This window comes from Ferrovum sp. JA12 (assembly GCF_001431705.1).
Classification (GTDB): Bacteria; Pseudomonadota; Gammaproteobacteria; order Burkholderiales; family Ferrovaceae; genus PN-J185.
In genome coordinates, this window is the sequence record NZ_LJWX01000003.1 from 33,898 (window position 1) to 59,722 (window position 25,825).

General features: G+C 49.0%; 27 protein-coding genes and 2 rRNA genes. 7 read left to right on the top strand and 22 right to left on the bottom strand.

Annotated features, from left to right (window positions below; translation table 11 throughout):
* Positions 1-3: 3 nt before the first annotated feature.
* Genes FERRO_RS09710 through FERRO_RS09730 form a run of 5 tightly spaced genes read right to left on the bottom strand, consistent with a single transcriptional unit; the run spans position 4 to position 4,139 of the window.
* Complete coding sequence (locus FERRO_RS09710) at positions 4-345, bottom strand: HesB/IscA family protein (RefSeq protein ID WP_056930694.1); 342 nt, start codon at positions 343-345, stop codon at positions 4-6.
* 5 nt (positions 346-350) lie between these two features.
* Complete coding sequence (gene cysE / locus FERRO_RS09715) at positions 351-1,049, bottom strand: serine O-acetyltransferase (RefSeq protein ID WP_082601292.1); 699 nt, start codon at positions 1,047-1,049, stop codon at positions 351-353.
* Between the two features lie 18 nt (positions 1,050-1,067).
* The gene (locus FERRO_RS09720; RefSeq protein WP_056930695.1) at positions 1,068-1,838 is read right to left on the bottom strand and encodes an RNA methyltransferase; all 771 of its coding nucleotides are present in this window, start codon (positions 1,836-1,838) and stop codon (positions 1,068-1,070) included.
* 8 nt (positions 1,839-1,846) lie between these two features.
* The gene (locus FERRO_RS09725; RefSeq protein ID WP_056930696.1) at positions 1,847-2,623 is read right to left on the bottom strand and encodes an inositol monophosphatase family protein; all 777 of its coding nucleotides are present in this window, start codon (positions 2,621-2,623) and stop codon (positions 1,847-1,849) included.
* A gap of 10 nt (positions 2,624-2,633) precedes the next feature.
* A complete protein-coding gene (locus FERRO_RS09730; protein WP_056930697.1) occupies positions 2,634-4,139 on the bottom strand; it encodes a CoA-acylating methylmalonate-semialdehyde dehydrogenase in 1,506 nt (501 codons plus the stop codon).
* A gap of 106 nt (positions 4,140-4,245) precedes the next feature.
* On the opposite strand from FERRO_RS09730, the gene FERRO_RS09735 reads away from it, so the two are divergent.
* From FERRO_RS09735 to mutS, 3 genes are read left to right on the top strand one after another with little or no spacing between them, the layout of a single operon-like run.
* Positions 4,246-4,707 (top strand): DUF2844 domain-containing protein, encoded by a 462-nt coding sequence (locus FERRO_RS09735; protein WP_056930698.1) that lies wholly within the window; start codon positions 4,246-4,248, stop codon positions 4,705-4,707.
* Positions 4,708-4,717: 10 nt separating this feature from the next.
* The gene (locus tag FERRO_RS09740; RefSeq protein ID WP_056930699.1) at positions 4,718-5,935 is read left to right on the top strand and encodes a DUF3443 family protein; all 1,218 of its coding nucleotides are present in this window, start codon (positions 4,718-4,720) and stop codon (positions 5,933-5,935) included.
* Positions 5,935-8,496, top strand: a complete 2,562-nt coding sequence (mutS, locus tag FERRO_RS09745; protein ID WP_056930700.1) for a DNA mismatch repair protein MutS — start codon at positions 5,935-5,937, stop codon at positions 8,494-8,496. Before FERRO_RS09740 ends, mutS begins: the two co-directional genes overlap by 1 nt.
* On the opposite strand, the gene FERRO_RS09750 is transcribed toward mutS, so the two are convergent.
* Positions 8,493-8,978 (bottom strand): FKBP-type peptidyl-prolyl cis-trans isomerase, encoded by a 486-nt coding sequence (locus FERRO_RS09750; protein WP_056930701.1) that lies wholly within the window; start codon positions 8,976-8,978, stop codon positions 8,493-8,495. The genes mutS and FERRO_RS09750 overlap by 4 nt on opposite strands.
* Before the next feature lie 2 nt (positions 8,979-8,980).
* Entirely contained in the window at positions 8,981-9,451 is a 471-nt protein-coding gene (locus tag FERRO_RS09755; RefSeq protein ID WP_056930702.1) for a peroxiredoxin, read from the bottom strand.
* 88 nt (positions 9,452-9,539) lie between these two features.
* Between FERRO_RS09755 and FERRO_RS09760 the strand changes: the two genes are divergently transcribed.
* The gene (locus FERRO_RS09760; protein ID WP_056930703.1) at positions 9,540-10,664 is read left to right on the top strand and encodes a cupin domain-containing protein; all 1,125 of its coding nucleotides are present in this window, start codon (positions 9,540-9,542) and stop codon (positions 10,662-10,664) included.
* A 95-nt stretch (positions 10,665-10,759) separates the two neighbouring features.
* Positions 10,760-10,990: a hypothetical protein gene (locus FERRO_RS09765; RefSeq protein WP_056930704.1), complete on the top strand. Its 231-nt coding sequence runs from the start codon at positions 10,760-10,762 to the stop codon at positions 10,988-10,990.
* Positions 10,991-11,155: 165 nt separating this feature from the next.
* On the opposite strand, the gene FERRO_RS09770 is transcribed toward FERRO_RS09765, so the two are convergent.
* From FERRO_RS09770 to dapA, 3 genes are read right to left on the bottom strand one after another with little or no spacing between them, the layout of a single operon-like run.
* Positions 11,156-11,914: an MBL fold metallo-hydrolase gene (locus FERRO_RS09770; RefSeq protein ID WP_056930705.1), complete on the bottom strand. Its 759-nt coding sequence runs from the start codon at positions 11,912-11,914 to the stop codon at positions 11,156-11,158.
* Between the two features lie 5 nt (positions 11,915-11,919).
* On the bottom strand, positions 11,920-13,101 hold the full coding sequence (gene bamC, locus FERRO_RS09775; protein ID WP_056930706.1) for an outer membrane protein assembly factor BamC: 1,182 nt from the start codon (positions 13,099-13,101) through the stop codon (positions 11,920-11,922).
* Between the two features lie 32 nt (positions 13,102-13,133).
* Complete coding sequence (dapA, locus tag FERRO_RS09780) at positions 13,134-14,009, bottom strand: 4-hydroxy-tetrahydrodipicolinate synthase (protein ID WP_056930707.1); 876 nt, start codon at positions 14,007-14,009, stop codon at positions 13,134-13,136.
* Positions 14,010-14,092: 83 nt separating this feature from the next.
* On the opposite strand from dapA, the gene rfbD reads away from it, so the two are divergent.
* Both rfbD and rfbC read left to right on the top strand, forming a co-directional pair.
* Positions 14,093-14,965: a dTDP-4-dehydrorhamnose reductase gene (gene rfbD, locus FERRO_RS09785; RefSeq protein ID WP_056930708.1), complete on the top strand. Its 873-nt coding sequence runs from the start codon at positions 14,093-14,095 to the stop codon at positions 14,963-14,965.
* Between the two features lie 2 nt (positions 14,966-14,967).
* Positions 14,968-15,513, top strand: a complete 546-nt coding sequence (gene rfbC, locus FERRO_RS09790; protein WP_056930709.1) for a dTDP-4-dehydrorhamnose 3,5-epimerase — start codon at positions 14,968-14,970, stop codon at positions 15,511-15,513.
* A 9-nt stretch (positions 15,514-15,522) separates the two neighbouring features.
* On the opposite strand, the gene FERRO_RS09795 is transcribed toward rfbC, so the two are convergent.
* From FERRO_RS09795 to FERRO_RS09850, 12 genes are all read right to left on the bottom strand, one after another.
* On the bottom strand, positions 15,523-16,296 hold the full coding sequence (locus tag FERRO_RS09795) for a sulfite exporter TauE/SafE family protein (RefSeq protein WP_056930710.1): 774 nt from the start codon (positions 16,294-16,296) through the stop codon (positions 15,523-15,525).
* 4 nt (positions 16,297-16,300) lie between these two features.
* Positions 16,301-17,209 carry an acyltransferase domain-containing protein gene (locus FERRO_RS09800; protein WP_056930711.1) on the bottom strand — a complete coding sequence of 303 codons (909 nt, stop codon included), beginning with the start codon at positions 17,207-17,209 and terminating at the stop codon, positions 16,301-16,303.
* A complete protein-coding gene (locus tag FERRO_RS09805; RefSeq protein ID WP_056930712.1) occupies positions 17,200-18,663 on the bottom strand; it encodes a phosphoribosyl-dephospho-CoA transferase MdcG domain-containing protein in 1,464 nt (487 codons plus the stop codon). Before FERRO_RS09805 ends, FERRO_RS09800 begins: the two co-directional genes overlap by 10 nt.
* 13 nt (positions 18,664-18,676) lie before the next feature.
* Positions 18,677-19,417 carry a biotin-independent malonate decarboxylase subunit gamma gene (locus tag FERRO_RS09810; protein ID WP_056930713.1) on the bottom strand — a complete coding sequence of 247 codons (741 nt, stop codon included), beginning with the start codon at positions 19,415-19,417 and terminating at the stop codon, positions 18,677-18,679.
* Positions 19,407-20,303, bottom strand: coding sequence for a biotin-independent malonate decarboxylase subunit beta (locus FERRO_RS09815; RefSeq protein WP_056930714.1), 897 nt, complete (start codon positions 20,301-20,303; stop codon positions 19,407-19,409). Before FERRO_RS09815 ends, FERRO_RS09810 begins: the two co-directional genes overlap by 11 nt.
* Entirely contained in the window at positions 20,300-20,614 is a 315-nt protein-coding gene (gene mdcC, locus FERRO_RS09820) for a malonate decarboxylase acyl carrier protein (protein ID WP_056930715.1), read from the bottom strand. The genes FERRO_RS09815 and mdcC overlap by 4 nt, the downstream gene beginning before the upstream one ends.
* A gap of 4 nt (positions 20,615-20,618) precedes the next feature.
* Positions 20,619-22,253 (bottom strand): malonate decarboxylase subunit alpha, encoded by a 1,635-nt coding sequence (gene mdcA, locus FERRO_RS09825; RefSeq protein WP_056930716.1) that lies wholly within the window; start codon positions 22,251-22,253, stop codon positions 20,619-20,621.
* A gap of 16 nt (positions 22,254-22,269) precedes the next feature.
* Positions 22,270-23,625: a TRAP transporter large permease gene (locus FERRO_RS09830; RefSeq protein ID WP_056930717.1), complete on the bottom strand. Its 1,356-nt coding sequence runs from the start codon at positions 23,623-23,625 to the stop codon at positions 22,270-22,272.
* On the bottom strand, positions 23,622-24,194 hold the full coding sequence (locus FERRO_RS09835; RefSeq protein ID WP_056930718.1) for a TRAP transporter small permease: 573 nt from the start codon (positions 24,192-24,194) through the stop codon (positions 23,622-23,624). Before FERRO_RS09835 ends, FERRO_RS09830 begins: the two co-directional genes overlap by 4 nt.
* Positions 24,191-25,222 carry a TRAP transporter substrate-binding protein DctP gene (gene dctP, locus FERRO_RS09840; protein ID WP_152975755.1) on the bottom strand — a complete coding sequence of 344 codons (1,032 nt, stop codon included), beginning with the start codon at positions 25,220-25,222 and terminating at the stop codon, positions 24,191-24,193. The genes FERRO_RS09835 and dctP overlap by 4 nt, the downstream gene beginning before the upstream one ends.
* Before the next feature lie 164 nt (positions 25,223-25,386).
* Positions 25,387-25,500, bottom strand: a 5S ribosomal RNA gene (gene rrf / locus FERRO_RS09845).
* Positions 25,501-25,575: 75 nt separating this feature from the next.
* Positions 25,576-25,825: ribosomal RNA gene (locus FERRO_RS09850) — 23S ribosomal RNA — on the bottom strand; the annotation flags it as partial.

The following is a 25,825-nucleotide window of genomic DNA, read 5'->3' on the forward strand; positions in this document are numbered from 1 at the left end:
GTTTTAAACGCTGTGGGCACGGGTAGTAAAGCTTTCTCCACAACCACAGGAGTCGGCAACATTGGGATTATTGAATTTAAAAGCGAAGTTGATGCCCTCTTTGCAATAATCGAGTTCAGTGCCATCAATAAAAGGAAGGTCAGCTTGTTTTACTAATACCGCTACGTTGCCAGGTTGCGTAAAAATCAGGTCTTCCGGTCCCGCTTGATCGGCATAATCCAATACATAAGCCAAACCGGAGCAACCGGACTGCTTAACACCGAAACGTAAACCTATCCCACTGCCGCGTTTATCTAAAGCTTGCCGAACGTGCTTGGCTGCTGCTGGAGTTAAAGTAATAGCCATAATTATTAGTTTCCCTTAGAGTTATTAAGACTATCCAATTGCTTTGAAAGTTCTTGGCTCTTGGCTTCAAGATCATGATACTGTTGCATTAATTGGTTAACCACTACCACCAAAGGATCCTTATCATTGTCGGTGGGGCCGTAAGCGCTGAAGGGCATGGCTTCTTTTTTCATTTTCAGCGATAAGTCTTCTTCAACCACCCGCCCTGGAATGCCAATTACCGTCGCACCTGGAGGCACTGCCTTAACCACCACGGCATTGGATCCCACCTTCGCCCCTTCACCAATCGTGATGGGCCCAATAATTTTAGCTCCTGCGCCAACAATCACTCCTCTCATTAAAGTCGGGTGACGTTTCCCTTTTTGCCATGATGTGCCACCTAAGGTAACCCCCTGATAGAGGGTGCAATCATCTCCAATTTCTGCCGTCTCACCCACGACCACCCCCATGCCGTGGTCAATAAATACCCGTCTACCCACCTTCGCACCGGGATGAATCTCAATGCCAGTTAAGCCTCTTGATAATTGCGAGATAAAGCGGGCCAACCAATACCAATGTTGTTGCCATAATGAATGCGCTAACCAATGCAAAATAATGGCATGGAAACCAGGATACAACGAAATCACTTCCCAGCGACTCCTGACTGCGGGATCTCTGTCAAAGACAATGTCAATTTGCTCACATACTCTAGACCATATTGCCATATTTTTTATTCACCAATATTAACGATTACTGCCAGCCGCAGATCGATCACTACCCACAGTTTTTCTATCAGGAACCAATGCATTGAGCATACCACGAAGAATATTGACCTCTTCATGCTCTAATCTTACTCTGCCAAACAACCGACGCAATCGGGTCATTAACCGCCCAGGATTGGCAGGGTCTAAAAATCCTTGATGTAATAAGACATCCTCAAGATGCCCATAAAAATATTCCACTTCCTCATGACTGGCTAAGGGAGACATCTCTTGGGCGACTGTTACCTGTTTTTCCATTAAGGCCATGCGTGCCTCATAGCACAGTATTTGCACCGCAGCGGCCACGTTCAAAGAGCCAAACTGGGGGTCGGTGGGAATAGAGCACAGCACATGACACAGGTCACATTCGGCATTGGTCAAGCCTGACATTTCAGTACCCAATACCACAGCCACCTGGCCCGCTCTCACTTCCCTCGGTAGACGCTGCGTAAAGTCTTGAATTGAAATGTGTTCGTGGGACAAATCCCTTGCTCGAACCGTCATGGCCACCGCCCAAGTGCATCCCACAAGAGCCTCTGCCAGGTTATCGACAACACGAGCCTCTGCCAGCACATCATCAGCCCCAGCGGCCATGGCACTCGCTTGGGGGTGCGGAAAACATTTGGGTTGAACTAACACCAATTGGTGCAAGCCCATGGTTTTGATGGCCCGCGCCGCCGCTCCAATATTACCCGGGTGGGTAGTCTGGCACATGACAACACGGATATTTTCTAACCCGCTCAAGTAACTCATGGGATCAATTAAGCTTTGGTAACTAAACTTAACAACTGCGAGAAAATCTTAGGCGTGGCGGCCACAACATGTCCGGTCTCCAAATAACGTTGCTCACCCTCTAAATCCGTCACGAGACCACCGGCCTCTTGAATGAGCAGCACTCCAGCTGCCATATCCCAGGGTTTTAAGCCTAACTCCCAAAAACCATCATATCGACCTGCCGCCACATAGGCCAAATCTAACGCCGCCGATCCCGGGCGACGTATGCCTGCACTCTCACGCATCACCACAGCGAGCATGCGCAAATACCGCTCCTGATTATCCATGCTGCTGTAAGGAAATCCTGAACCGATCAACGCGTCTTCCATTCTGGTTTGCGCACTCACCCGAAGGCGTCTTTCATTCAGAAAAGCTCCCGCACCGCGAGTCGCGGTAAAGAGGTCATTTTTAAGGGGATCATAGATAACCCCTTGAGTGATGACCCCCCTCACAGAGAGGGCAATGGATACCGCATACATCGGAAACCCATGTAAAAAGTTAGTGGTTCCATCAATGGGATCAATAATCCATTGATACTCCGATTGCCCCAGAGCGCCCGACTCTTCACCCAAAAAAGAATGGTCAGGATAGGCTTCCTGTAGAACACTTATAATTGCCTCTTCAGCGGCCTTATCAATTTCTGTGACATAATCCGCCGGGCCTTTTCTGGCAATTTTTAAGCGATCTATATCAAGAGCGGCGCGATTAATAATACTGCCTGCACGGCGCGCCGCTTTAATTGCTGTATTCAGCATAGGATGCATAACAATCCTCTTATTTCAGGGTTGGCATAGCAAATTGGGCACCTGCCTCAATACTTGCTGGCCAACGTTGGGTCACGGCTTTTTGACGGGTATAAAAACGGACCGCCTCGGGACCGTGGGCGTGATGATCACCAAAGAGGCTGCGCTTCCAACCACCAAAACTATGGAAAGCCATGGGCACTGGAATAGGAACATTAACCCCTACCATCCCCACCTTGACTCGCGATACATATTCTCGGGCAAAACCTCCATCACGAGTAAATATGGCGGTTCCGTTACCATACTCATGGCCATTGACGAGTTCTAGCGCCGCCGCAAAATGAGGAACGCGCACCACACACAACACTGGCCCAAAAATCTCTTCACGATAAATGGTCATCTCCGGGGTCACATGATCAAACAAGGAGCCTCCCAAGAAAAAGCCATTTTCAAATCCCGGCACCGTAATGGACCTACCATCTACCACGAGCTGAGCCCCCTCTTTCACCCCTGTATCAATATAACCTTGAATTTTTTGACGGTGTGGTTGCGTCACCACGGGACCCATCTCTGCTGACAAATCCATGCCTTGAGTCACTTTTAACTCTTTAATACGAGGAACCAGGGCATCAATTAATGGGTCAGCAATGTCCCCCACCGCTACCGCAACGGAAATAGCCATACAACGCTCTCCCGCAGAGCCATAGGCGGCGCCCATTAAGGCATCAACCGTTTGATTCAAATCCGCATCAGGCATGACCACCATATGGTTTTTCGCGCCACCCAAGGCTTGCACACGTTTGCCTTGAGCCGTCCCTGTTTGATAAATATATTCTGCAATAGGCGTTGACCCCACGAAACTAATGGCGTCCACATCTGGATGATGGAGTAACGCATCCACCGCCACCTTATCGCCGTTAATAACGTTAAAGACGCCATCAGGAAGACCCGCTTCTTTGAGTAATTGTGCCATAAACAAGCTGGCAGAAGGGTCACGTTCGGAAGGTTTCAACACAAAGGTATTGCCACAAGCAATGGCCATAGGAAGCATCCACAAGGGTACCATCACCGGAAAATTAAAGGGCGTAATGCCCACTGTTACTCCGATGGGTTGACGCATGGTCCAACCATCTACGCCCGTGGCCATGTGTTCTGTGTATTCCCCCTTCAGCATTTCCGGAATGCCACAGGCGTATTCCACCACCTCTAACCCACGGGTTACTTCGCCCTTGGCATCGGTAAACACTTTCCCATGCTCCGCAGTAATTATCTCAGCCAAACGGTCATGGTTTTTTTCAATCAGTTCTTTGAACTTGAACATCACCCGCGCACGGCGCAGTGGGGACAATCCTGCCCAGGCGGGAAAAGCGGCTTTCGCAGCGGCCACAGCCTGGTTCACTTCATCCACTGATGCCAAGGCCACTTGCCCTGATACACGGCCTAAGGCAGGATTAAACACCTCTGCTTGACGTCCACTGTTTCCAGCAACACTACGACCTTGGATATAATGGCCTATTAATGCGATTGATTGAGTCATAATCATCCCTGTTGTACAAAAGTGAAGAACCTTCTATTTTACGCCAAAACCAGTAGGTTAGGCGAACATCTTTGTGGCAAAATAGTGATCCAAGGATAACAAACCCATGATTATTATAAAAAAATTATATTTTATTTTTATTGCTTTAGCTCTTGGCGCAGCCTGTCAAGCCAAGGCCACCTTAGGCGCCGCTCCCTTGGCGCAAATCGAACCTTACACCATCATGAATCAGACACCCTTACAAACCGCCACGGGAGTTCCTTATTTAGTAATCATCCAGCAAAACACGCGGGGCATGGTATTGAAAGAATTTGTTTACCAAGGTTTGGTATTTGCCCAACTGTGGTTTGGCTCGGCTCTACCTAACCTAAATATTGTCTTAGGCGATCAATATTATGCGCGTTATGAGCAAGCCCTCAATCATTCCAATCGAACAAGTCATCGTCAATTGCAACTCATCGATAATGAATTCACCCTCACTAACTATGGACGCATGGGCGATTTTTGGGGAACCAGTTATTTGAGTAATCGCTTCCCTTCAGGGTTTTCTATTAACAATATTCAGTAACACAATAACCATGCAATCACTTTCATCCCTTCTCAGCTATCTACTTATCTTGAGCACCACGTTTTTATTGGCAGCCTGTGGAGGTGGCGGTGGCGGCGGATCTTCCGCAGCCTCCACCATGTCAAGCATTACTCTAACCAACCCTGCCCAGGGGCAAAACGTCACCCCTATTATTGTCGATGGTGGACTCTCCAATAACGTCAATATTCCCTCTGTGAGCGTCAAAGTATGCTTACCCGGCAGTACCAGCCAATGCCAAACGATTAATCACATTCTCGTGGATACAGGCTCCTATGGTCTTAGAATTTTTAGTAATCAAGTGACGAGCTTTACACTCCCTAACGCCAACCAGATTAATCAAGGCTCCCTCACCGAATGTGTGCAATTTGCCGATGGTTACACCTATGGCCCAGTGGTTAATTTAGACGTATCCATTGCCGGAGAGACAGCCAGCAACATTCCCGTCAATGTTTTGACTTCTCCCCTCTACACTAACGTTCCCTCTACTTGTGCTGCGGGCACTGCCCTCCAATCTCCCTCCCTTTTTGGTTCAAATGGAGTATTAGGCATTGGCGATCAAATTAATGATGGGGACTATGGGATGTACTACACCTGTGCCACCCAGGGAAGTTGCACCCCTATCACGGCCTCCTTCACTTCCGGTTTTGTGGTAGTCAATCCCGTTAGCAATTTTCTTGTTGATCACAACGGCGTCATCATTAACTTACCTGCCATCAACTCAACCACTGGCGCTGCCAGCGCCACGGGTCAACTGATCTTTGGTATTAACACCCAAACTAATAACACTCTACCCAGCAACGCCTCTGTGATCACCCCCAATGCTTATAACTACTTTAATTCAAACTTAAACAACATCAACTACCCCTCTTCTTTTATTGACAGTGGCTCTAATGGATTGTTTTTTAACACTAATTTAGCTATCCCCCAGTGCCCTCAAGGCACTGCCTGGTTTGGCTTTTACTGCCCCAGCACCCCACTCAGTCTCACTGCGCAAATCACTTTAGCCAATGGCACGCCAAGCCCTGTTCCGTTTTCTGTCAGCAACCCGCAAAATTATCCTAGTAACGCCTACGCCTTAGACAATTTGGCAGGCACGCAACTTGCCCAGTTCAATAACTCCTTTGATTGGGGATTGCCCTTTTTCTTTGGTAAAAATGTCTATGTTTTTATTTCCAACACGCCACAAATTGCCTTTGTAACGAATTAATGAACTCACCACAGCACACCCCAATGATGACCCAGTATCTGGCAATTAAAGCGCAGCATACGGAATACCTTTTGTTCTATCGTATGGGGGATTTTTATGAACTCTTTTTTCATGATGCAGAAAAAGCCTCCCGTTTATTAGATATTACTCTTACCCGACGTGGCCAGTCGGCGGGGCAACCTATTCCTATGGCAGGGGTTCCTGTGCATGCGGCTGAACAGTATCTTGCTAAACTGGTTCGTCTTGGAGAATCTGTGGCCATTTGTGAGCAGGTGGGGGACCCGGCCACCAGTAAAGGGCCCGTGGCACGAGAAGTGGTAAAAATCATCACGCCGGGGACCCTCACAGAATCCTCCCTGCTGGAGGATGACAAAGATACCTTATTAGCTTCTGTCTGGATCAACACAGCACAAATGGGGTTGGCGGTTATAAATGTATTAACTGGGGTATTGACCTTAACTGAACACCACATTAGTGATCTTGCCTCCACCTTAGAGCGCATTGCTCCTGCTGAAATCCTGCTACCCGAGGGGGTCACTCTGCCCTTTACCCATCACTCACACTACACCGTCACGCGGCCGCACTTTCACTTCGATAGGGAACGCGGACAAAAAATGTTATGTGAACAACTGGGGGTCTTTGACCTCAATGGCTTTGGCGCAGCCTCCCTCTCCTTAGCCCATGGCGCTGCCTGCGCGTTAATCTATTATATTGAACACACACACAAACACACCCAACACATTATTCATTCCCTTCGTGTTGAGAACGCCACGGACTTTGTCCAAATGGATCCTAACACCCGTCGTCATTTAGAAATCACAGAAACTCAGTCAGGGCATCACAGCCCCTCATTATTATCAGTGTTAGATGTCTGTAAAAATCCCATGGGACGACGGTTATTGCGCCACTGGTTACACCATCCCTTACGTGATCTCAGTCAAATTACAGCGCGTCAAGCATGGATTGAAGTATGGGTGGCCCCCGAACACCAAGAGGCTTTACAAGACCTCAGAAAAACCCTACAGCATATTGCTGACATCGAGAGGATTTTGGGCCGCCTGGGGTTAAAGCAGGCTCGCCCCAGAGACTTAAGCGCTCTCAGAGAATCCTTGAGCCTGTTGCCCACTGTGAGCGCTCTATTGGGCCAAGTCAATCGTCAATTATTCTCAAGCTTTATTAGTCAAATCCAAGCTCTTCCCAGCGCCCCGCTCAATCTCTTGCAGCGGGCGATTAAGGATGAGCCCGCCGTATCACTCAAAGACGGGGGAGTGATTGCCGCGGGCTATGACAGTGACTTAGATGAACTACGCCTGCTGCAACAAGATCAAGGACAATTCTTGATCGACTTGGAGTTGGCAGAAAAAGAGCGCACTAACATCCCCACGCTGCGTGTCGAATACAATCGGGTTCATGGTTTTTTTATTGAAGTCTCACGCTCCTATAGCGATCGAGTCCCAGTCCATTATCAACGTCGGCAAACCCTGAAAAACAGTGAACGTTACACCACAGAGCATCTCAGTGCTTTTGAAGAAAAAATCCTACATGCCAATGAGCGTGCCTTGAGTCGTGAAAAATACCTGTTTGATCAGCTGGTGGATCAGTTAACAGAATACTTGACGCCACTCAAAACCTTAGCTTCTCTGGTGGCCACCTCTGATGTAATGACCACACTGGCACACCAAGCCATTCACCTTAATCTGGTGAAACCCATCCTGACAGAGGAACAGGGCATCCATATCACTCAAGGACGCCATCTGGTGGTGGAGCAACAGGTGGAACGCTTTATTGCCAACTCAGTGGCACTCCATCATCAACGCCGTTTACTGATGATCACCGGCCCTAACATGGGCGGCAAATCCACTTACATGCGACAATGCGCCTTAATTACTCTGCTCGCTCACGTGGGCTCCTTTGTCCCCGCGAGCCATGCCACCCTTGGCCTCGTCGATCAAATCTTTACTCGTATTGGCGCCAATGACGACTTGGCTTCTGGCCGCTCTACTTTCTTGGTTGAAATGTCAGAGGCCGCCACCATTCTTAACCGCGCTACGGCGAAGAGTCTTGTGTTAATTGATGAAATTGGTCGTGGCACCTCCACTTACGATGGACTCTCCTTAGCTCACGCCATTGCCCTAGACTTGGCTCAACGCATTGGCTGCTTGACTTTGTTCGCAACCCATTATTTTGAATTAACCGAACTCGCTGGTGAAGTAGACGGGGTGGTGAATGTTCATTTTGATGCCCTTGAACATGGTGAGCATATTGTATTTCTACACAGCCTAGAGGAGGGACCTGCCTCGCAAAGTTACGGCTTACAGGTGGCACGCCTCGCTGGCGTTCCACGGCCTGTTATTGAACTGGCACGCACTAAATTAAAGGCTCTGGAAAGCTCTCGTCCTCTGTCCCTGACGCAAGAGCCTCCTGGACCAATGAGACAACAGGAGCTTTTTGCCAACTCTCCTATCATAGAGGAATTAAAGGGCTTAGATCCCAATCAATTGTCCGCACGCCAAGCGCTCGATCTCATCTATCGCTGGCGTGAGGACATTGACCTATATTAGTGATGGTGACCGTGTTCGCCGTGAACATGACCATGGGTGAGCTCCTCCTCCGAGGCGACTCTGACTCCTTCCACTTTACAATTGATGGTGAGGGTTTTTCCTACCAAAGGATGGTTACCATCCACCATGACTTTATCTTCCGTCACTTCAGTGACCGTATATAACACCGTCTCATCCTCGTCCGCCCCTTCAGGCTGCCCTTCAAACTGCATGCCAACTTTGACGTGTTGCGGGAATAAATGACGGGGCTCCATGCGCTGTAGACTCTCATCATACTCACCAAAGGCCTCATCAGGAGACATGGTAATGGTGCACTCATAGCCCACCTCTTGGCCCTCTAGAGCTTCTTCTACGATGGGGAAAATACCGTCATAGCCACCATGTAGGTAACTAATACTGGGATCACTCTGCTCGAGTAGTGTCCCGTCTGCATCAGTTAGCGTGTAGCTCAAAGTGACCACTGAATCTTTACAAATTTGCATACTTAATTTAACTCCTTCACTAGTTTTAATACCTCAGCAATATGCTCCTTGCCGTGCAATGCCGCTGGCACAGCGTAGCGCACCACTCCTTGACCATCAATGATATAGGTGACTCGATCCACACAGGTTCTTTTAAAACCATCAGTATTTTTTTCATGTAAGACGCCATAACGCTTACACACTTCACCATCCACGTCAGAGAGTAACTTAGCATTTAAGCCATTGGCTTCACAGAAATCCGCATGACACATCACATCATCCTGCGATACACCAATTAACACAGCACCGAATTCCAAGAAATCCTCTTCACGGTCACTAAAGTTAATGGCCTCATCGGCGCATTGAGGCATACTATCATGAGGATAAAAGAACAGAACAACTTTATTTTTTCCTTTAAAGCGCGCTAAGGATACCATTTCCATGGAGGCATCAGGTAATTCAAAAGAAGGCGCTTTATCACCACTTTTCAACATGTTGCTCTCCTTGATATCGATTAGTTTAACCTCTTGATAACCATCCTGTATCATATGGTAAAAACATTGTCATGCGGGAAACAAGTTTATGGCTAACAACCTACTGGGTTCTTTAACAGTTAACACATTTTTACAACAATATTGGCAAAAAAAAGCCCACTTATTTCACCAAGCCATTCCCGATTTCCTGGGTTATCTGACTGTCAAAGAAATCAAAAAACTAGCCACCCATCCCGATGTGCAAGCCCGCCTCATCCTGCGTCACGGCCGTCAGTACACCTGTCATCAAGGCCCCTTTCGTCCCATTGATTTAAAGGATCTTGGAGAGACCAACTGGACGCTGTTAATTCAATCTTTAAACCATTGGCAAGAGGAGGCCGATCAACTCCTACAGGATTTTCGTTTCATTCCCTACGCCAGACTCGATGATATCATGGTCAGCTACGCGACCCCTGGCGGTGGGGTAGGCCCTCATTTTGATCATTATGATGTGTTTTTGTTACAAGGCTATGGCATCAGGCGCTGGGAAATTGCCAAGACCTCTGATCTTGCTGTGCGTCCCAACCAATCTCTGAAGCTATTGCAACGCTTTAAGGCACAACAATCCTGGGATTTAGAAGCAGGCGACATGCTTTATCTTCCCCCTCTTTGGGCACATCACGGCGTCGCACTCACCGAGTGTTTCACCTATTCCATCGGTTTTAGGGCGCCGACCCATCAAGAATGGGTCAATGCCATGCTCGATTATCTTCGCGATGAATTACAGGTGACGGGGGCCTACACAGACCCCGATTTAACCCGACCGTCTCACCCCGCTAAACTCCCCGAACCACTTATCCAGCAAGTGCATCGCATCACGCAAAAAATACAATGGGGTAAAAAAGAAGTGGTTGATATGGTGGGACGCTATTTGAGTGAGCCCAAAGCGACGGTATATTTTGACGGAGCAACCCAGTCTCTGTCTTTACAAAAATTTACCCGTCGCTGGAGCGAGCAAAGTCTCCGACTTGACCGACGAACACAACTATTGTTTTATCAGTCCCGTTGTTTTATTAACGGTGAGGTCCTCAGCCTGAGCGGTAATGATCTCGCACTATTAATCCAATTAGCTGATGACAAGAGGCTTCGTCCTCAACCAAAAAACAAGCAACCCAAAGCGCTGACGGGATTATTACATGCTTGGCATGAACAAGGATGGCTTCATTTCTTCTAGTTGCAAAGCAACAAATTTAACTCTATAATTTTTGTAGTAAGATTATAGAATTTTACAAGCTCTGATTTTCATTAACTATCGATAGGAACTAAACCATGAAACAAAATCTCATTATCGCTGCCTTATTTGCCGTAGCGCTGGCAGCTTGCAGCAAGCCAGAAGCTCCTAAAACCGACGCCGCCGCTCCAGCAGCTCCCGCCGCAGCACCAGCCGCCGCTCCTGCCGCTGACGCTGCAGCACCTGCCGCTGACGCTGCAGCACCTGCCGCTGCTCCCGCAGCACCAGCCGCAGCCGCTCCTGCAGCAGCCCCCGCTGACAAGAAATAAGCTTTTCTAGTCAATAGGTTAGGGGTGTAGTTGAATGACTACACCCCTTTTCTTTGTTGCAGAGTTTTAATTCACCTAATCGGCTATTGAAATAAAGTCTTACCACTGTTGTTTAACGTGGCACCGCGCACGTTGTTGTTACCCAGCTATCCACCATCACTTCCCTCAACATTGGCGCCAATCTACCCCCTCTTGTTGTGTTGCCATAGCAAAACGTTTCTCATCCTGGATCACGGACATAAATAACTCACGAACAATTTCAGGTCGGTTATTAGCTTGACTTAAATGGGCTGCTACCACATGGGAGAGCTGATTAACATTCAACTCTCGTAATAAATCCACTGCTTGATCATTACTTAAATGACCAAACTCACCCACCACTCGATTTTTTAGTTGCCGCGGATAGGATCCTTGTAACAGTAACTGCTCATCATGGTTACTTTCCAAGGCAAGGGCATCAAGATTGTATAAGCATTGGATCATATGCTGCGTCACATGACCGACATCGGTGACAATGCCCAAACGCTTTAGCTGATCGTCAAAAACAAATTGCAAGGGTTCCCGTGCATCATGGGGGACTAAAAAAGGAGTGACCTTCATATCGCCAATAATAATGGGATCATCACTGAACAACTCATGACACAACTCCTCAGGCATGTCTTCACGACAAAAAGAGAGTGTGCCAAAGCTGGCATAAACGGGGATATTAAAGCGCTTTGCAAAACGGGCGACCCCCGACAAATGATCGCTGTGTTCATGGGTCACTAAAATCGCTGTAATATCTTGCGCAGATTTACCGAGTCTTATCATGCGACGCACTACTTCGCTCACTGAAAACCCGCAATCTAACATCAAGCATGTGTTAGTGGACTCAATCAGCCAGGCGTTTCCTTCACTACCACTTCCCAGTGAGGCAAAACGCATGCTCTTTACTGTAACTGATCTTTAATCAATTTCAATATTTCTTGATTAAGCGCCTTGGGGATTGGTTGATCCAATTCGTTTCGAACCAATACTTCCGAGGGGGCACCCACGCCCTTAGCGACAACTTTCACTCGATAAGTTTGCGTCTCTTTAGACTTATCCTCTGAACGCCAGAAGGCCAAACGATCAAAGAAACCGGGTTTCTTGGCGAGTACGCCCTCCGTATCCGTGTAGCGAACATAATACACTCCCTCTTCTCGATCACGGTCTTGCACCGTAAACCCAGCGCGATCCAAAGCCAAGCCCACACTTCTCCAAGCGCGATCAAAGGGATCATTTAAGGTTAAAACATCCCCTATCGCTTGCTCTTTCACGACAGCATTGTTCTTTTTAGCTTGAAGCGCTATTTGCTTATCTTGTTTAATTTCTTTATCAATCAGAGGTTGCTGAACACCCAGACTCAATGCCAAGCGGCGAATGAACTCATCTTCGAGCTCAGGGTCAGCGGGTCGCGCTTCCCACACTGAGGTGGAAGCATCATTACTGAGAACCTCCTCCATCCCTTTGTGAGTAATAAAAACCTCCGCAGTACCTGGTGTTTTGCCCTGCTCAACACGTGTTCTAAACCGATCTCTCAAGGAGGAGGAATAGAGGTTAGTGATCACTTTACTTAACATCCGTTGCACAAAATCCTGCGGCAAATTAGCACTGTTTTCATTCCAATTGGTTTCCATAATGCCAATTTTTGGATTATCCAAGGTCAGGGTAAACCCTTCTTTCATCCAAAAATCCCGCAACTTTGGCCACAATACCTGTGGAGACTCATGAATCACCAGCCAACGCTGCGCCCCATCGCGCTCAATGCTGACCAAGGAAGAGGTTTTCGGTAACACCTGCTGGGTGCCTGCGCTAACTGCTTCTGTAGGGTTGTTTTTTTGCTTTTTTTGATACTGCGAATAAGTTTGGGTATCTTCACCTGGCACACTGTAGCGATCATCCTCTTGCGCCGGGGTGAGATCAGGAGGGACATCTAAATTCGGCTGTGGCAGTGTTTTTGCTTCACTTTGGTAATCCACTTTTTTCGATTTAAATAATGTGCTGTTAGTGGTGGAACAGGCAGACAACACACAAACCAGTAAAACCATTCCCCCTCGTTCTAACTGACCTATTCTGCGTGGTAACCCCATAATTATCCTTTTAATCACTCTGTATCTCTCAATTAAATCGCTTCTGCTCGTTGTAAGGCGGCACGGATTAAATGATGGTGCGCCTCTGACAACGGTGTCAAGGGCAAACGGATATACTGACCCATGCGCCCCATTTCCGCCAACGCCCATTTAACAGGAATCGGGTTGGCTTCAACAAATAAATCTCGGTGGAGTCCTAGAAGCTTGTTATTAATTCTTCGCGTGGCAGCCACATCACCCGCCAGAGCATGGCGACAGAGGTCGGCCATCAATTGGGGGGCCACATTGGCCGTGACAGAAATCACGCCATGCCCGCCCATTAGCATAAAGGCGGCGGCTGAGCCGTCATCACCGGTGTAGCAAGCAAAATCCGCTGGCAGACGATCAAATAAATCACTGGCCCGGTATAAATCCGCCGTAGCGTCCTTAAGCCCCACAATATTTTTAATGGCCGACAAACGCACCACTGTATCATTGGCCAGGTCAGCCACCGTACGCCCTGGCACATTATAAAGAATGATAGGAATGGTAACCGCTTCAGCAATGGCCTTGAAATGCTCATACATGCCCTGCTGCGTCGGTTTATTGTAGTAGGGCACCACTGACAAACTGTAGTCCGCCCCAACCTGTTGCGCAAAGCGCGTGAGCTCAATGGCTTCCTGAGTGGAGTTAGCCCCTGTGCCGGCGATGACCGCAACGCGACCCGCCACATGCTTGACGGTGATGTCAATTAAGGCCTTGTGTTCTGCCACAGACACCGTGGGCGATTCTCCCGTGGTTCCCACAATCACAATACCCGCTGTACCCGCATCAATATGCCAATCTATCAACGATGTTAATGCATCAAAGTCTAACTCCCCATCGTCTTTCATGGGAGTTACAATGGCCACAAGACTACCTTGTAACATACTACGAATTCCCGAACATAAAAACACAATTCTACACTAAAATAGTAGTGTTTCTGTCCTTACTTATTTTTTTTATCCTGCCCATGAAAATACTGATTACCGGTGCCCAAGGACAACTTGGTTCAAGCCTAGCCACCACACTCACTCCCCTTGGCACCCTGTTTGCTTTTGGGCGCGCGGAGTTGGATTTGGCTAACATGCCCTCGGCACTGCGCACCTTGGAGCGCATCCAACCCGACCTGATTATCAACGCTGCCGCCTACACTGCCGTAGACCGTGCTGAAGTGGAGATGGAGCTCGCTTATCAAGTCAACGCCGAAGCCCCGATGCTCCTTGCTCAATATTGTAGCCACCATGCTTGCGCCCTGATTCACTACTCCACCGATTATGTATTTAATGGGCAAAAAGATAGTGCCTACACGGAAGAGGATGAGCCTGACCCCATAAATGTCTATGGCCGCACTAAACGTCAAGGAGAAGTCGGGATACTAGAAAGCGGTTGCCCGGCCTTCATTTTTAGAACCAGTTGGGTCTATAGCTTGACTGGCCGCAATTTTTTAACCACCATGCAGCAACTTGGCGCCACGCGCGATGAGTTACGGATCGTCAATGATCAGTGGGGTAGCCCCACCTGGACCTATTCCCTGGCACGGGCAACTTTTGCCATCATTGATTCCCTGGCACAGCAACCTTCATTATTAAAAGCCATAGATCAGCATCGGGGTATTTATCATATGAGTAATCAACAACTCACCACTTGGTATGATTTTGCCCGAGCTATTTTTGCTCTAGCGCCCACCACAGCACGAGTGACGGGTATTCCATCCAGCCAATACCCAACCCCTGCACAGCGTCCAGCCATGAGTGGTCTTAATAACCAAAAACTCAAGGACCACTTTGACATCAGCCTTGCTAATTGGCATGATGCTCTGCAAGAGTGTTTACAGAATACATAACCATGATCATTACCCCTACCCTGTTAGCTGATGTCTTATTAATTGAACCCAAAGTATTCGGCGATGACCGGGGGTTCTTCTTTGAAAGTTTTAACCAACGAGAGTTTGAACGTTTAACGGGGGTTCATGACAGTTTTGTACAAGACAATCACTCCGCCTCTGTGCGTGGCGTTTTACGAGGACTCCACTATCAACAGCAATTCGCCCAGGGCAAACTGGTGCGGGTCATTGAAGGGGAAGTCTTTGATGTGGCGGTGGACTTAAGAGAGCACTCCCCCACCTTTGGGCGCTGGGTGGGAGTTAGACTATCGGCTACCAACAAACACATGTTATGGATTCCAAAGGGGTTCGCCCATGGTTTTGTTACACTCAGTGAACGGGCGCAGTTTTTATATAAAACCACGGATTATTGGCATCCTGAGGATGAGCGCTGCATTCGGTGGAATGACCCCACCCTCAATATCCTTTGGCCCATTGATGAAGCGCCCACCCTATCAGCGAAGGATAGTCAAGGGGTAGCCTTTGCACAAGCCAGTTACTACCCTTAGTGCTTGGCCTTAACGCAAAAACAACCAAATAGTTAAGAGTAGCCCGACCCCTACCACATAGATTTTAAGCCAACGGTTAGCAATGTGTTGAATCAGCCAGGCTCCTAACCAGGATCCTGCCAATGCGCCCAAGGCCAAGGCTATGGCTATTGGCCAGTTGACCCGTGCGGAGAGGGCATAGATCACAAAAGACATGGAGGTAATAGCCACAACCAATACATTTTTCGTGGCAATAGCCCGTCTCGTCTCAAGACCACTCATGGTTAAGGCGGCCAGCATTAAAAAACCTATGCCAGCAGCAAAATAGCCCCCATACAGGGCAATGACAATTTGCGCTATCAGTAAGCGCCTGTCGGTATGTTGCCTAGCCTCTCCCCCTCCGCCCTTAAGCCCATCCGCCACAGCGCTCTGGGTCACAAAGGATCCCCAGGCGAATATCAATGTCGCCAATAAGGTCAACCAGGGGACCAAATGACTAAATACTCTTGAGGGCGTAATACTTAACAAAATAGAACCCGTGCATCCCGCCAGTAAACTCACTACAATCAATTTTTTCAACGAGAGGGTATTAATGCCCGTGGCGAGGGTTCGGCTAACATGAGCGGAGCTTAACTGATTCGGAAAGAGTCCCATGGCCGCGGTCATGCTTGCCGTAACCGGATCAAGGCCGATTAATAAGAGCACCGGGAAGATAATAAAAGTCCCTCCTCCCGCCATAAAATTCTGCGCTCCCGTATACACCCCCAACAGCACCACACCGATTAAAACTGAAATAGGTTCCATGGCCTCAACACCACCGCCCCAACCAATCCATCACCGCTCCATCGCTGTGAAACTCATCTAAAGAGCGCGCCATAATCCCCACATCAAGCTCACGCACCATGCTAGCCAGAGCGTTACCCGGGCCTATTTCAAGCACAACCTGGGGCCGATACTCTCTGATCACCGACAAGCAGTGATGCCAATCAAGCAGATGACAGGTTTGGTAAGCGAAAGCTTTTTTAAGTTCAGTGACTGAACTCACCACCGCTGACACTCCCCCAGCCAGAAGTGGATAAAGGGGAGCGCTGAGCTTCAGGGTAGCTAAATAATCCAATAAAGGTTGTTCTACCCCATGCATGAGTGGCGTGTGGGAAGGAACGCTAATGGGTAACCAACGCCAATTCATGTGATGCTGAGTGCAATGTGACGCTACCGCCAGTAACCCCTTAGTTTCACCGCCCACAATCAAGCCACCATGGGCGAGGGTAATGGCCCCAAACACCCCATGCTGCGCTAACACATCCACCATGCCAGGGGTTTGTCCCTCTTCAATATAGGCCAGTGCACAGGGTCCAAGCGAGGCGATCGCCTGATCCATCAATCGCGATCGCACGAGGCTAATAGCGAGGGCATCCTCCTCACTCCATACGCCTGCGGCCGCATAAGAAGCACTCTCGCCGGCGGAATAACCGGCAATTAAAATAGGAGAGTGGGCAAGTTGTGAGGAGAGCCTTTGCCAACGCACTAACTGCAACGCAGTAATCAGAGGTTGGGCAAACTGATTGTGGGCGAGTTTAGCCTCATCCACCACCTTGTCTGTCAGCATCAACTTGACACTCTGAGGCCAGTGCTGTGTTGCAATAGCTTGAGAGAGCTCATGATAATGCTTCATTTGCTGAGCTCCTTGACCGCTAAAAATAATGGCTAGGCGCATACACGGTGCGGTGTCAGTAAGGGGGAGCGAGGAGCCATGGCGGGAGGGGGAGCGGCATAGCGATCGAGGGCTAGGGTAAAAGACAATAAATCAGCACTGCCACCAGGGCTCAATCCTTTGCCCACCAGTTGATAATGAAAAGCGACATATCTTGCCCATACAGGGGGTTGCGCAAGGCTTCCCATGGCCAAGATATGGCGCGCCTCTTGTTGTACCTCAAGTAAGGCCTGCTCGCCGCCGCGCCACAGGAGCGTGGAATCATCCACCTCGGCCATTAACAATAATAGCGTTGCTGAGCGAGCATGACTGGGGGATTCAGTGATTCGTTGGTGTTGATAAAAGGGCAATACCTCACGCACAATCAGCTGATATCCGGACAAAGCCATTTCTAGTGCACCGGGCCTTTTCCAGCGCTGGTAGACAAGCTGTCCGTGACTCGGCCGCTGCCGAACGAGACGTTGATGTTGGGCTAATTCATCGCCCCATAAATCTAAAATTCGTGCGCAGATATTGCTCGCCGAGGTGATGGGTTGAGAGGCCCTGGCGGCCAATAACAAGCCCAAATGAAATATGGCGCCACGGTAGGTATTGACCCCACCTGTAATGGTCAACATGTGTTTTTCAGCGCGTACGCCCTCTTGCCGCAATCGCTCAAAGGAAACCTGCTGTTGTCCCAGACTCACCATCTTTAAAAAATAATGGCGTAAGCTCTGTATACTGCGCCACAAAAGTGGTACATCCATATCGCTGTGTGAGCCCTTATCAAGGGGGCTGACAAGACCAGGTTTAGGGTAGAGCATTAATTCGTCATATAAAGCCTGGATGGCAATTTGTGACAAGAACAGCCTCTCTTGCTTGAGAGCCTGAGACAAATCCTTGCGCGCCACCCATTTCACTTCCTCGACGCTTTTGATTAAGCAGGGTTGATTATCCTCTTTGAGATACTCTCGCCAAGGAACATCTTGATTTAACCAGCGCACTTCGCCATCCACCCGGGGGTTGGGCAAGCGCAAAGTTAAGCGCTCCAGTTCTACCAAAAAGGTCTTTAACTGGGTACCTTGAGTGGGAATGAATAACAGATCCACATCACTGTCAGGACGTAATTGTCCTCCCCCCAACCAAGCTGCCATCACCAATGCCCCGTAGACACGCACCGTGACCCCGTAGGGTTCGGCGAGACTCACGATGGCTTGCAACAGGGAATGCCATGAGGCGGGGGCTTTAGTGAGCACTTCCTCCAACCTTGGCGGGGCTTGATAATGCTTTAATGCCTGCCAAGGGATACTCACCTTTATGCGCTCTTTGCTTGTCTCGGTGTAGTGAGTGATGCCCACCTGGCAGTGCGTTGCGTTACTCTCTCGCGTTAACCAAAAGGGATACCCCGATTGTTGCCAGAGCTCAACAAAAGGCCGTTGATGAGCAGGCTTGACCGCGCAAGACTCATCTAGCGCCATGAAAAAAACCAGGTCATGCCTTTGGAGTGGCAGGGGTAGCATGAAGAACTCGCTGTGCAACGGAGAAAGCCAGTAAGCGCCCTTTTCTCTCCAACCCTAAGGCCGCTCGAGTATCTTGGGAGTCACCCCCACATTGCGCCACCAAACGCTCGGCCCAATTGTCCTCCTGGGTCCATAGTTCATGGATGCCCCCCATCCGCCAATAATTCTCCGGGCCGGGAGCAAAAACAGGCGAGTCTTGAGCGAGTTCTGTTAAACGCGTGTAATCAATGCGGGTAATACGCGCCATGGCTCTCAAATCCATAACCCGCACCTCCACCTGAGGCAGTGCCACAATGGCATCGGCCAGTAAGCCAAAAGCCAAAAAGCCACCGGAAACCGCCTCACCATGAATCAGCGTCACAAGACGATGACCTCGCAAGCGAGCCGCTTCTACACAGCGGGCGAGGTGGGCAAAGTAACCGTTTAAACCGAGTAATTCCTCGCGCCGCGATAATTCTTGTCCCTGAGTGTCGGCTATCATGATGATGGGTCTTGGTTGATGAGTCTCTTCATCCTGCAGCATACAGTCCATCACCTGTTGAGCGAGGGTTAGGGCAATCCTTGAGTTCACGGCCACATGGTTGGTGGTCCCAAGCACATGCACGGGGCCTAGGGTCGTGTTGGCGCTGCCACACAAAGTGTCCCCGGTGACTTGAATAGCGTAACCCAGCGGAAACAACCGCTGCCATAGGGCTATTAACTCATGACTCATGATCAATTCCCTTTAAACGTTGATTAAACTCTGCCACACTCAACAAAGGAACGTCCCCTTCCATGCCGAGGACGCGCCACAGTTGAGCCCCTTCACGAATAGCAGGATCCAATTGTGTGCGCTCTAACAACTTAGATTGTTGTTCTTGTAAGGTCGCCATAGAAAAACCCCTGGGCTTCACGCCGGCGTCTAGGAGCCGCTCTAGCGCCTCACGAAAAGCTGGGAAGGTATCCTCAACCAGAATTTGCGCCTCATTCAACGTTCGACGAACTTTGCCTCCTGTCACGCGCCATACCAAGGCACGATCCTTGGCGTCAAACTCATCGATGCCTTTTACCGTTTCAATAACCTCAGGACCAGAGAGCCCCATGCGACCCTCCTCAGACATAATCACCACATCGCACAGGCGAGTAACAATACCCATGCCACCAAAGGCACCGCAACTGCCGCCCACCAGGGCTAACACGGGAATATTGGCCTCCTGCACGGCGAACAAGGCACGCATGATCTCTGAAATAGCAATGAGTCCAGCGTTTGCCTCATGTAAGCGTACGCCACCGGAGTCCACCGCCAAGATCACATAATCCACCCGTTCCTCAACTGCTCTTAGCAAAGCACCACGAATCTTAGCGCCATGGACTTCGCCCACGGCTCCGCCATTGAATAATCCCTCTTGGGCGATTATGACCACTGTCTTACCCGCTAGGAGTGCATGGCCCACCACGACGCCATCATCAAAGGCGAGGGGGGCATCTAAAGCGTGTAAATGAGGACTGGTGAGCCGCTCTAAGGGGCCCACCCACTCATGAAAGCTGTGCCTATCACACAAATGGAGTATTCGTTGACGGGCAGAGGCCTCACGGTAACTGCGTGGTCTCTGAGTCATTGCGATTGACACCAGTTGTGGAAGGCTTGATCCAGACGTAAACTGACCACCGCGGGAGTGGCTCCTGCATCGTTCACATCAAAGGCCAAGCCGCCCACCCTGTGGCGCTGTGCGAAATCCTGCAGGACTGCATGCCAGATGTCTGTAAAACCATGGGCTGCGGTGTGAACATTAAAATGGGTAGCACTTTGGTCTTCATGGCAATAGACCAGAATTTCAAGGTTACCCGAGGACACCACGCCACAGAGCACAGACTCCGCCAAGGCGGGCGGGTGGGCCTGTGATGAACAAGTGAGTTGAATGTTTTCCATAAAATCACCAATTTCTAAAACGTTTAGGGGGGTGATACAAACCGTGCGAAGCCATCACTAAATCCTTAATAGATCTTGCGGCCAGCCAATCACGATTGGCCTCAGTCACATTAACACCCAAGTCTTCTGGACGTTGAACGATACCCCGATCGCGTAAGTTTTCCACGATTCGCCGATCTCTTTTCATGCCAGCTGGGGTATACCCTGCTACAGCACGAATTGCCTGCTCACGCTCCTCAAGGCCGCGGGTTAATAATAAATTAGCGATCCCTTCCTCGGTGATCACATGAGTGACATCATCGCCGTAGATCATAATGGGTGGCAAGGCCATCCCCATATCATCCATCAGTTGCCAGGCATCCAAACGCTCCACAATGGTGGGTTGGCCTGGCGCCTGCCAAGTCTCAAACATCTGTACCACTAACTTTTGGCCACGCAAAAGAGCTTGTTCTCCCGCCTTTTGTCGCCCGGCCATTAACCAAGCGTGACTCGCGTGACGCCGGCCCCTGGCATCAGAGCCCATATTGGGCGCTCCCCCAAATCCCGTGATTCGCCCTAGGGTCGCCGTGGAACTGTTGCCCATTAAATCTAACTGTAGGGTGGATCCGATAAAGAGATCACAGCCATAAAGCCCCGCCGTTTGAGAAAAGGCACGATTAGACCGCATGGAACCATCACGGCCGGTAAAAAAGATATCCGGACGGGCAGCAATATACTGTTCCATGCCCACTTCAGAGCCAAAACTATGTACACTCTTCACAAACCCCGCTTCAATGGCAGGAATAAGCGTTGGATGGGGATTGAGGGCCCAGTGTTGACAAATCTGACCCCGCAAACCGAGTTGCTCAGCATAGGTGGGTAGCAATAACTCAATGGCTGCCGTATCAAAACCAATACCATGATTTAAACGTTGCACTTGATAGGGAGCATAAATACCCTTGATAGCCATCATCGCCATCAGAACTTGAAGTTCGGTGATATGCTGTGGATCACGGGTAAACAAGGGTTCTATATAACTGGGTTGTGGGGCGACAACACACATATCCACCCAATCTGCGGGAATGTCTACACGGGGGACTTTATCCACCCTCTCATCCACCTGGACAATAACAATGCCACTTTTAAAGGCAGTGGCCTCAATAATAACTGGCGTATCTTCCGTATTGGGGCCTAAATAGAGGTTTCCCTCGCGATCAGCACTAACCGCCGCCACAAGACAAATGTGAGGAGTTAGGTCGATAAAATATCTGCCGAACAATTCGAGGTAGGTGTGAATAGCCCCAATTTCAATTTTTTTACTACTGACGAGACGAGCCAATTGATGGGATTGTGGCCCAGAAAAGGAGAAATCTACTTTTTTGGCTATCCCCTTTTCAAACAAAGCAATGTGGCTTGGCAGCGCCAAAACTGACTGTACCACATGTAAATCGTGCACACGCTCAGGACGACAACGACTTAAGGCCTCAGCCAGAAAGTCAGCTTGCTTTTGATTATTCCCCTCCAGACAAATTCGATCTCCTGCTTCGCAGAGAGTCTCTAACACCTCAGTGACGGCTGCGGCTGCCACCCATTTGCCTTGCAAGAAGGGTTGCAGGCGAGATAAACGCTGTTCTCTTTTTTTGACTTGTGTTTCCCACATAGCGAGTTACTCTGACTCAAGTGCTCGCTAAACCCAATGCAGCATTGGGAATAGCGGATACGATGGCAGGAAAAAGCGACAGCAATATCAAGGATAACACCATCAAGATAATAAAGGGGACCACGCCCCATACCACCTCTTTTAATGGAATATCAGGCGCCACGCTTTTAATCACAAACAAGTTAAGCCCCACGGGAGGATGAATCAGTCCCATTTCCATCACCACTGTCATCATTACCCCAAACCAAATCAAATCAAAACCTGCGGCTTTTAGGGGTGGCAAAATAATGGGAGCTGTCATGAGAATAATGGAGACGGGGGGCAAGAAAAACCCTAACACAACAACAAACAAAAGAATGGCAATTAACAGCAACCATTTAGATAAATGCAGCCCCACCACCCACTCAGCCGCTGATTGACTAATTTGCAAATAACTCATCACGTAAGAATAGAGTAAGGACATGCCCACAATCATCATCAACATACTAGACTCTTTTAAGGTGGCTCCCAAAATGGGGGCAAAGTCCCGTGGCCGCCAAATACGATAAATAATAAACACCAACACTAATGCTAACAAACCACCGAGACCGGCGGTCTCTGAAGGCGTAGCGTAACCTCCATACAGAGCAATCATGACCCCGATTAATAAAATCACAAAGGGCAAAACGCGTGGCAGCATGGCTGTTTTTTGTTTTAAGGTGAGCACCTGATTATCAAGGTACGCAGATTTCACGCCACCCGACTGGTAGATGTGCAAGGCTTCGCGATACTCCTTTTTGTAATTCCAGGCGGCGTAACCAGAAAATAAAATAACCAATAGTAAACCGGGACCCAGAGCCCCTAAAAACAATCGGCCTAGGGATACCTCAGCGGCCACGGAATATAAGATCATGGTAATGGAAGGAGGTAACAATATGCCCAGGGTCCCGCCAGCGGCAATGACTCCCGCAGCAAAACGCGATGAATAGCCCCGGGCACGCATTTCAGGAATCCCTGCGCTGCCAATGGCAGAACAGGTGGCAGGGCTTGATCCCGCCATGGCGGCAAAGAGAGCGCAGGCGAGAATATTAGCAATACCGAGCCCCCCAGGAACCCGTCCTAACCAAGCATGGATAGCCGAATACAAATCCGCTCCCGCACGAGATTTACCAATAGCCGATCCTTTTAAAATAAATAAAGGGATAGATAACAAAGTAATACTCGACATTTCATCATACACATTCTGCGAGACGGTATCCAAGGAGGAATGCGGCATAAAAATTAACATAAAGGTTAAGGCCACAGAACCCAGAGCAAAGGCAATGGGGACACCGAGCAACATCACACATAAGGTAGCCACCCCATAGAGAATACCTATCCATTCAACACTCATTGACGAACTCCCCGTAGTTTGCTGCCCGGTGTTAACAGTTGCAGCAATAACTGCAGAGTTAATAACACCATACCAATACTCATTAATCCGTAGGGAATCCATAGGGGAGGAGCCCAAATGGATGAAGTCGTCATGCCTTGCTGGTAAGCGTCCAGTAATAGTTCAATGGTTTTCCAGGTAAAAAAAGCAATAAAAGTAAAGGAAATTAGATCACACACCTTTCCGCGTAAACGATTAATACGGGGCGAGAGCAAGCCAATCACGGCTTCTATGGCCACATGACCACGCTGCGCTTGGACCGCTCCTGAGGAAATAAAAATGGCGCCAACCAACAAAAAGATAGAGGTTTCATCTTGCCAGTCAGTGGGAATTTTAAGAAAGTATCTCAATACCACACTGGAAGTTAACACCAAACAGGCCGCCAACAAGGCTAGCATAGATAGCCAAGAGAAGAGCTGATGAATGACTGACAGAGCCTGAGAGAAGAGGCGCAGTACACCCCCCTCGGGGTGCTGCAGCACACCCAAGGGAACGTAGGGGTGGGTGGGGTTATCTTGACCGTGACTCACACTAGTTTTTCCGCGGCTTTAAGTAGCTTAGCGCAAGAGGGACTGCGATTGGCAAAGTCCTGCCAGGCGGTGCGCTTGGCGATTTCCTGCCAACGACCCACAATTGCTTGGTTCATGTCATGGGCATGGCCACCTGATTTCATGTACACCTCAGCCACTTTCTGATCATCTGCCTTGCAGGCTGTGAGAGCAAAGTTCTCCATCTGCGCCCCAACTGTCATGATCAAGTCTTGTTCAGGTTTACCAAGACGATTAAACACATCACGAGAAATCATTAAGGGTTCAAACATAAACCAATAGGTTTTATCGCGGCCAGTGGTGAGTTCTTTGGCCACTTCTTCCAAACGAAAAGACATTAAGCTGGTGCTAGAAGTCATTGCGGCATCCAAAGCACCCGTTTGCATGGAAGCATAAATTTCGTTGGAGGGAATACTCATCACGGAGGCACCGGCTTCCCTTAAAATCAGCTCCATACCACGGCTTCCACCACGAACCTTCAATCCTTTGGCGTCATTGGGATCTATGATGGCTTTATTACGGCTCGCCACACCACCTGCCTGCCACACCCAACTCACTAATAAAATCCCTTTACTCTCTAGCACGTCATAGAGCATCTTGCCCGCTTCAGAGGTTTTGAATTCAACGCCTTTTTTATAGGAGGTGATAATGCCTGGCATGAGTCCAATATTGGTTTCTGGAACTTCACCCCCGGCGTAGTCCAAGGGGATCAAAGCCATATCAAGCGCAGCTCTACGCATAGCAGCAAACTGTGCTTTGGTTTTCATTAAAGAAGAATTAGCATAAACCACTGCTTTGAGTGCGCCGTGACTTTGTTTGTCCAATTCAACAGCAAACTGACGACATAAACGATCTCTAAAATCCCCAGACGTTAAGGTGCCGCCAGGGAATTGATGAGAAATTCTTAATTCTGTCGCCGCCTTAGCCCAGGGGCTAAACCCTAACAGAGAAGCGGCAGGTAACAGTGAGAGACTTTGAATAAGTTGTCTTCGTTGTGTATTTATAGTCATGCTAATTCCTCCTAATATCAATCTTTATGAAAGATAACTGCTCGCTCATGAAACTGTCAACCTGACGGATCAATTTAAGCGAGAAAGAAATAAAGAATGAAGGGGGAAATCAGTAGATCGTAGACAACAAAAAACCCCTTGATAGGGGTTTTTTGATGAAGGGAGTCTGGCGGTGACCTACTTTCGCATGGGTAATCCACACTATCATCGGCGCAGTCTCGTTTCACGTCCCTGTTCGAGATGGGAAGGGGTGGGTCCAAGACGCTATAGCCGCCAAACAAAGCTGAGTCGGTGACTTTAACTACCAAGAAGAAGTAAATATTAGGTAAATTCACACAGATATCTGTGATTATAGGATCAAGCCTCACGGTCAATTAGTATCGGTTAGCTTAACACATTACTGCGCTTCCACATCCGACCTATCAACGTCCTGGTCTCGAACGAACCTTTAGGAGGGTTATACCCTCAGGGAAGTCTCATCTTGAGGCAAGTTTCCCGCTTAGATGCTTTCAGCGGTTATCTCTTCCGAACTTAGCTACCCGGCAATACGACTGGCGTCATAACCGGTACACCAGAGGTTCGTCCACTCCGGTCCTCTCGTAC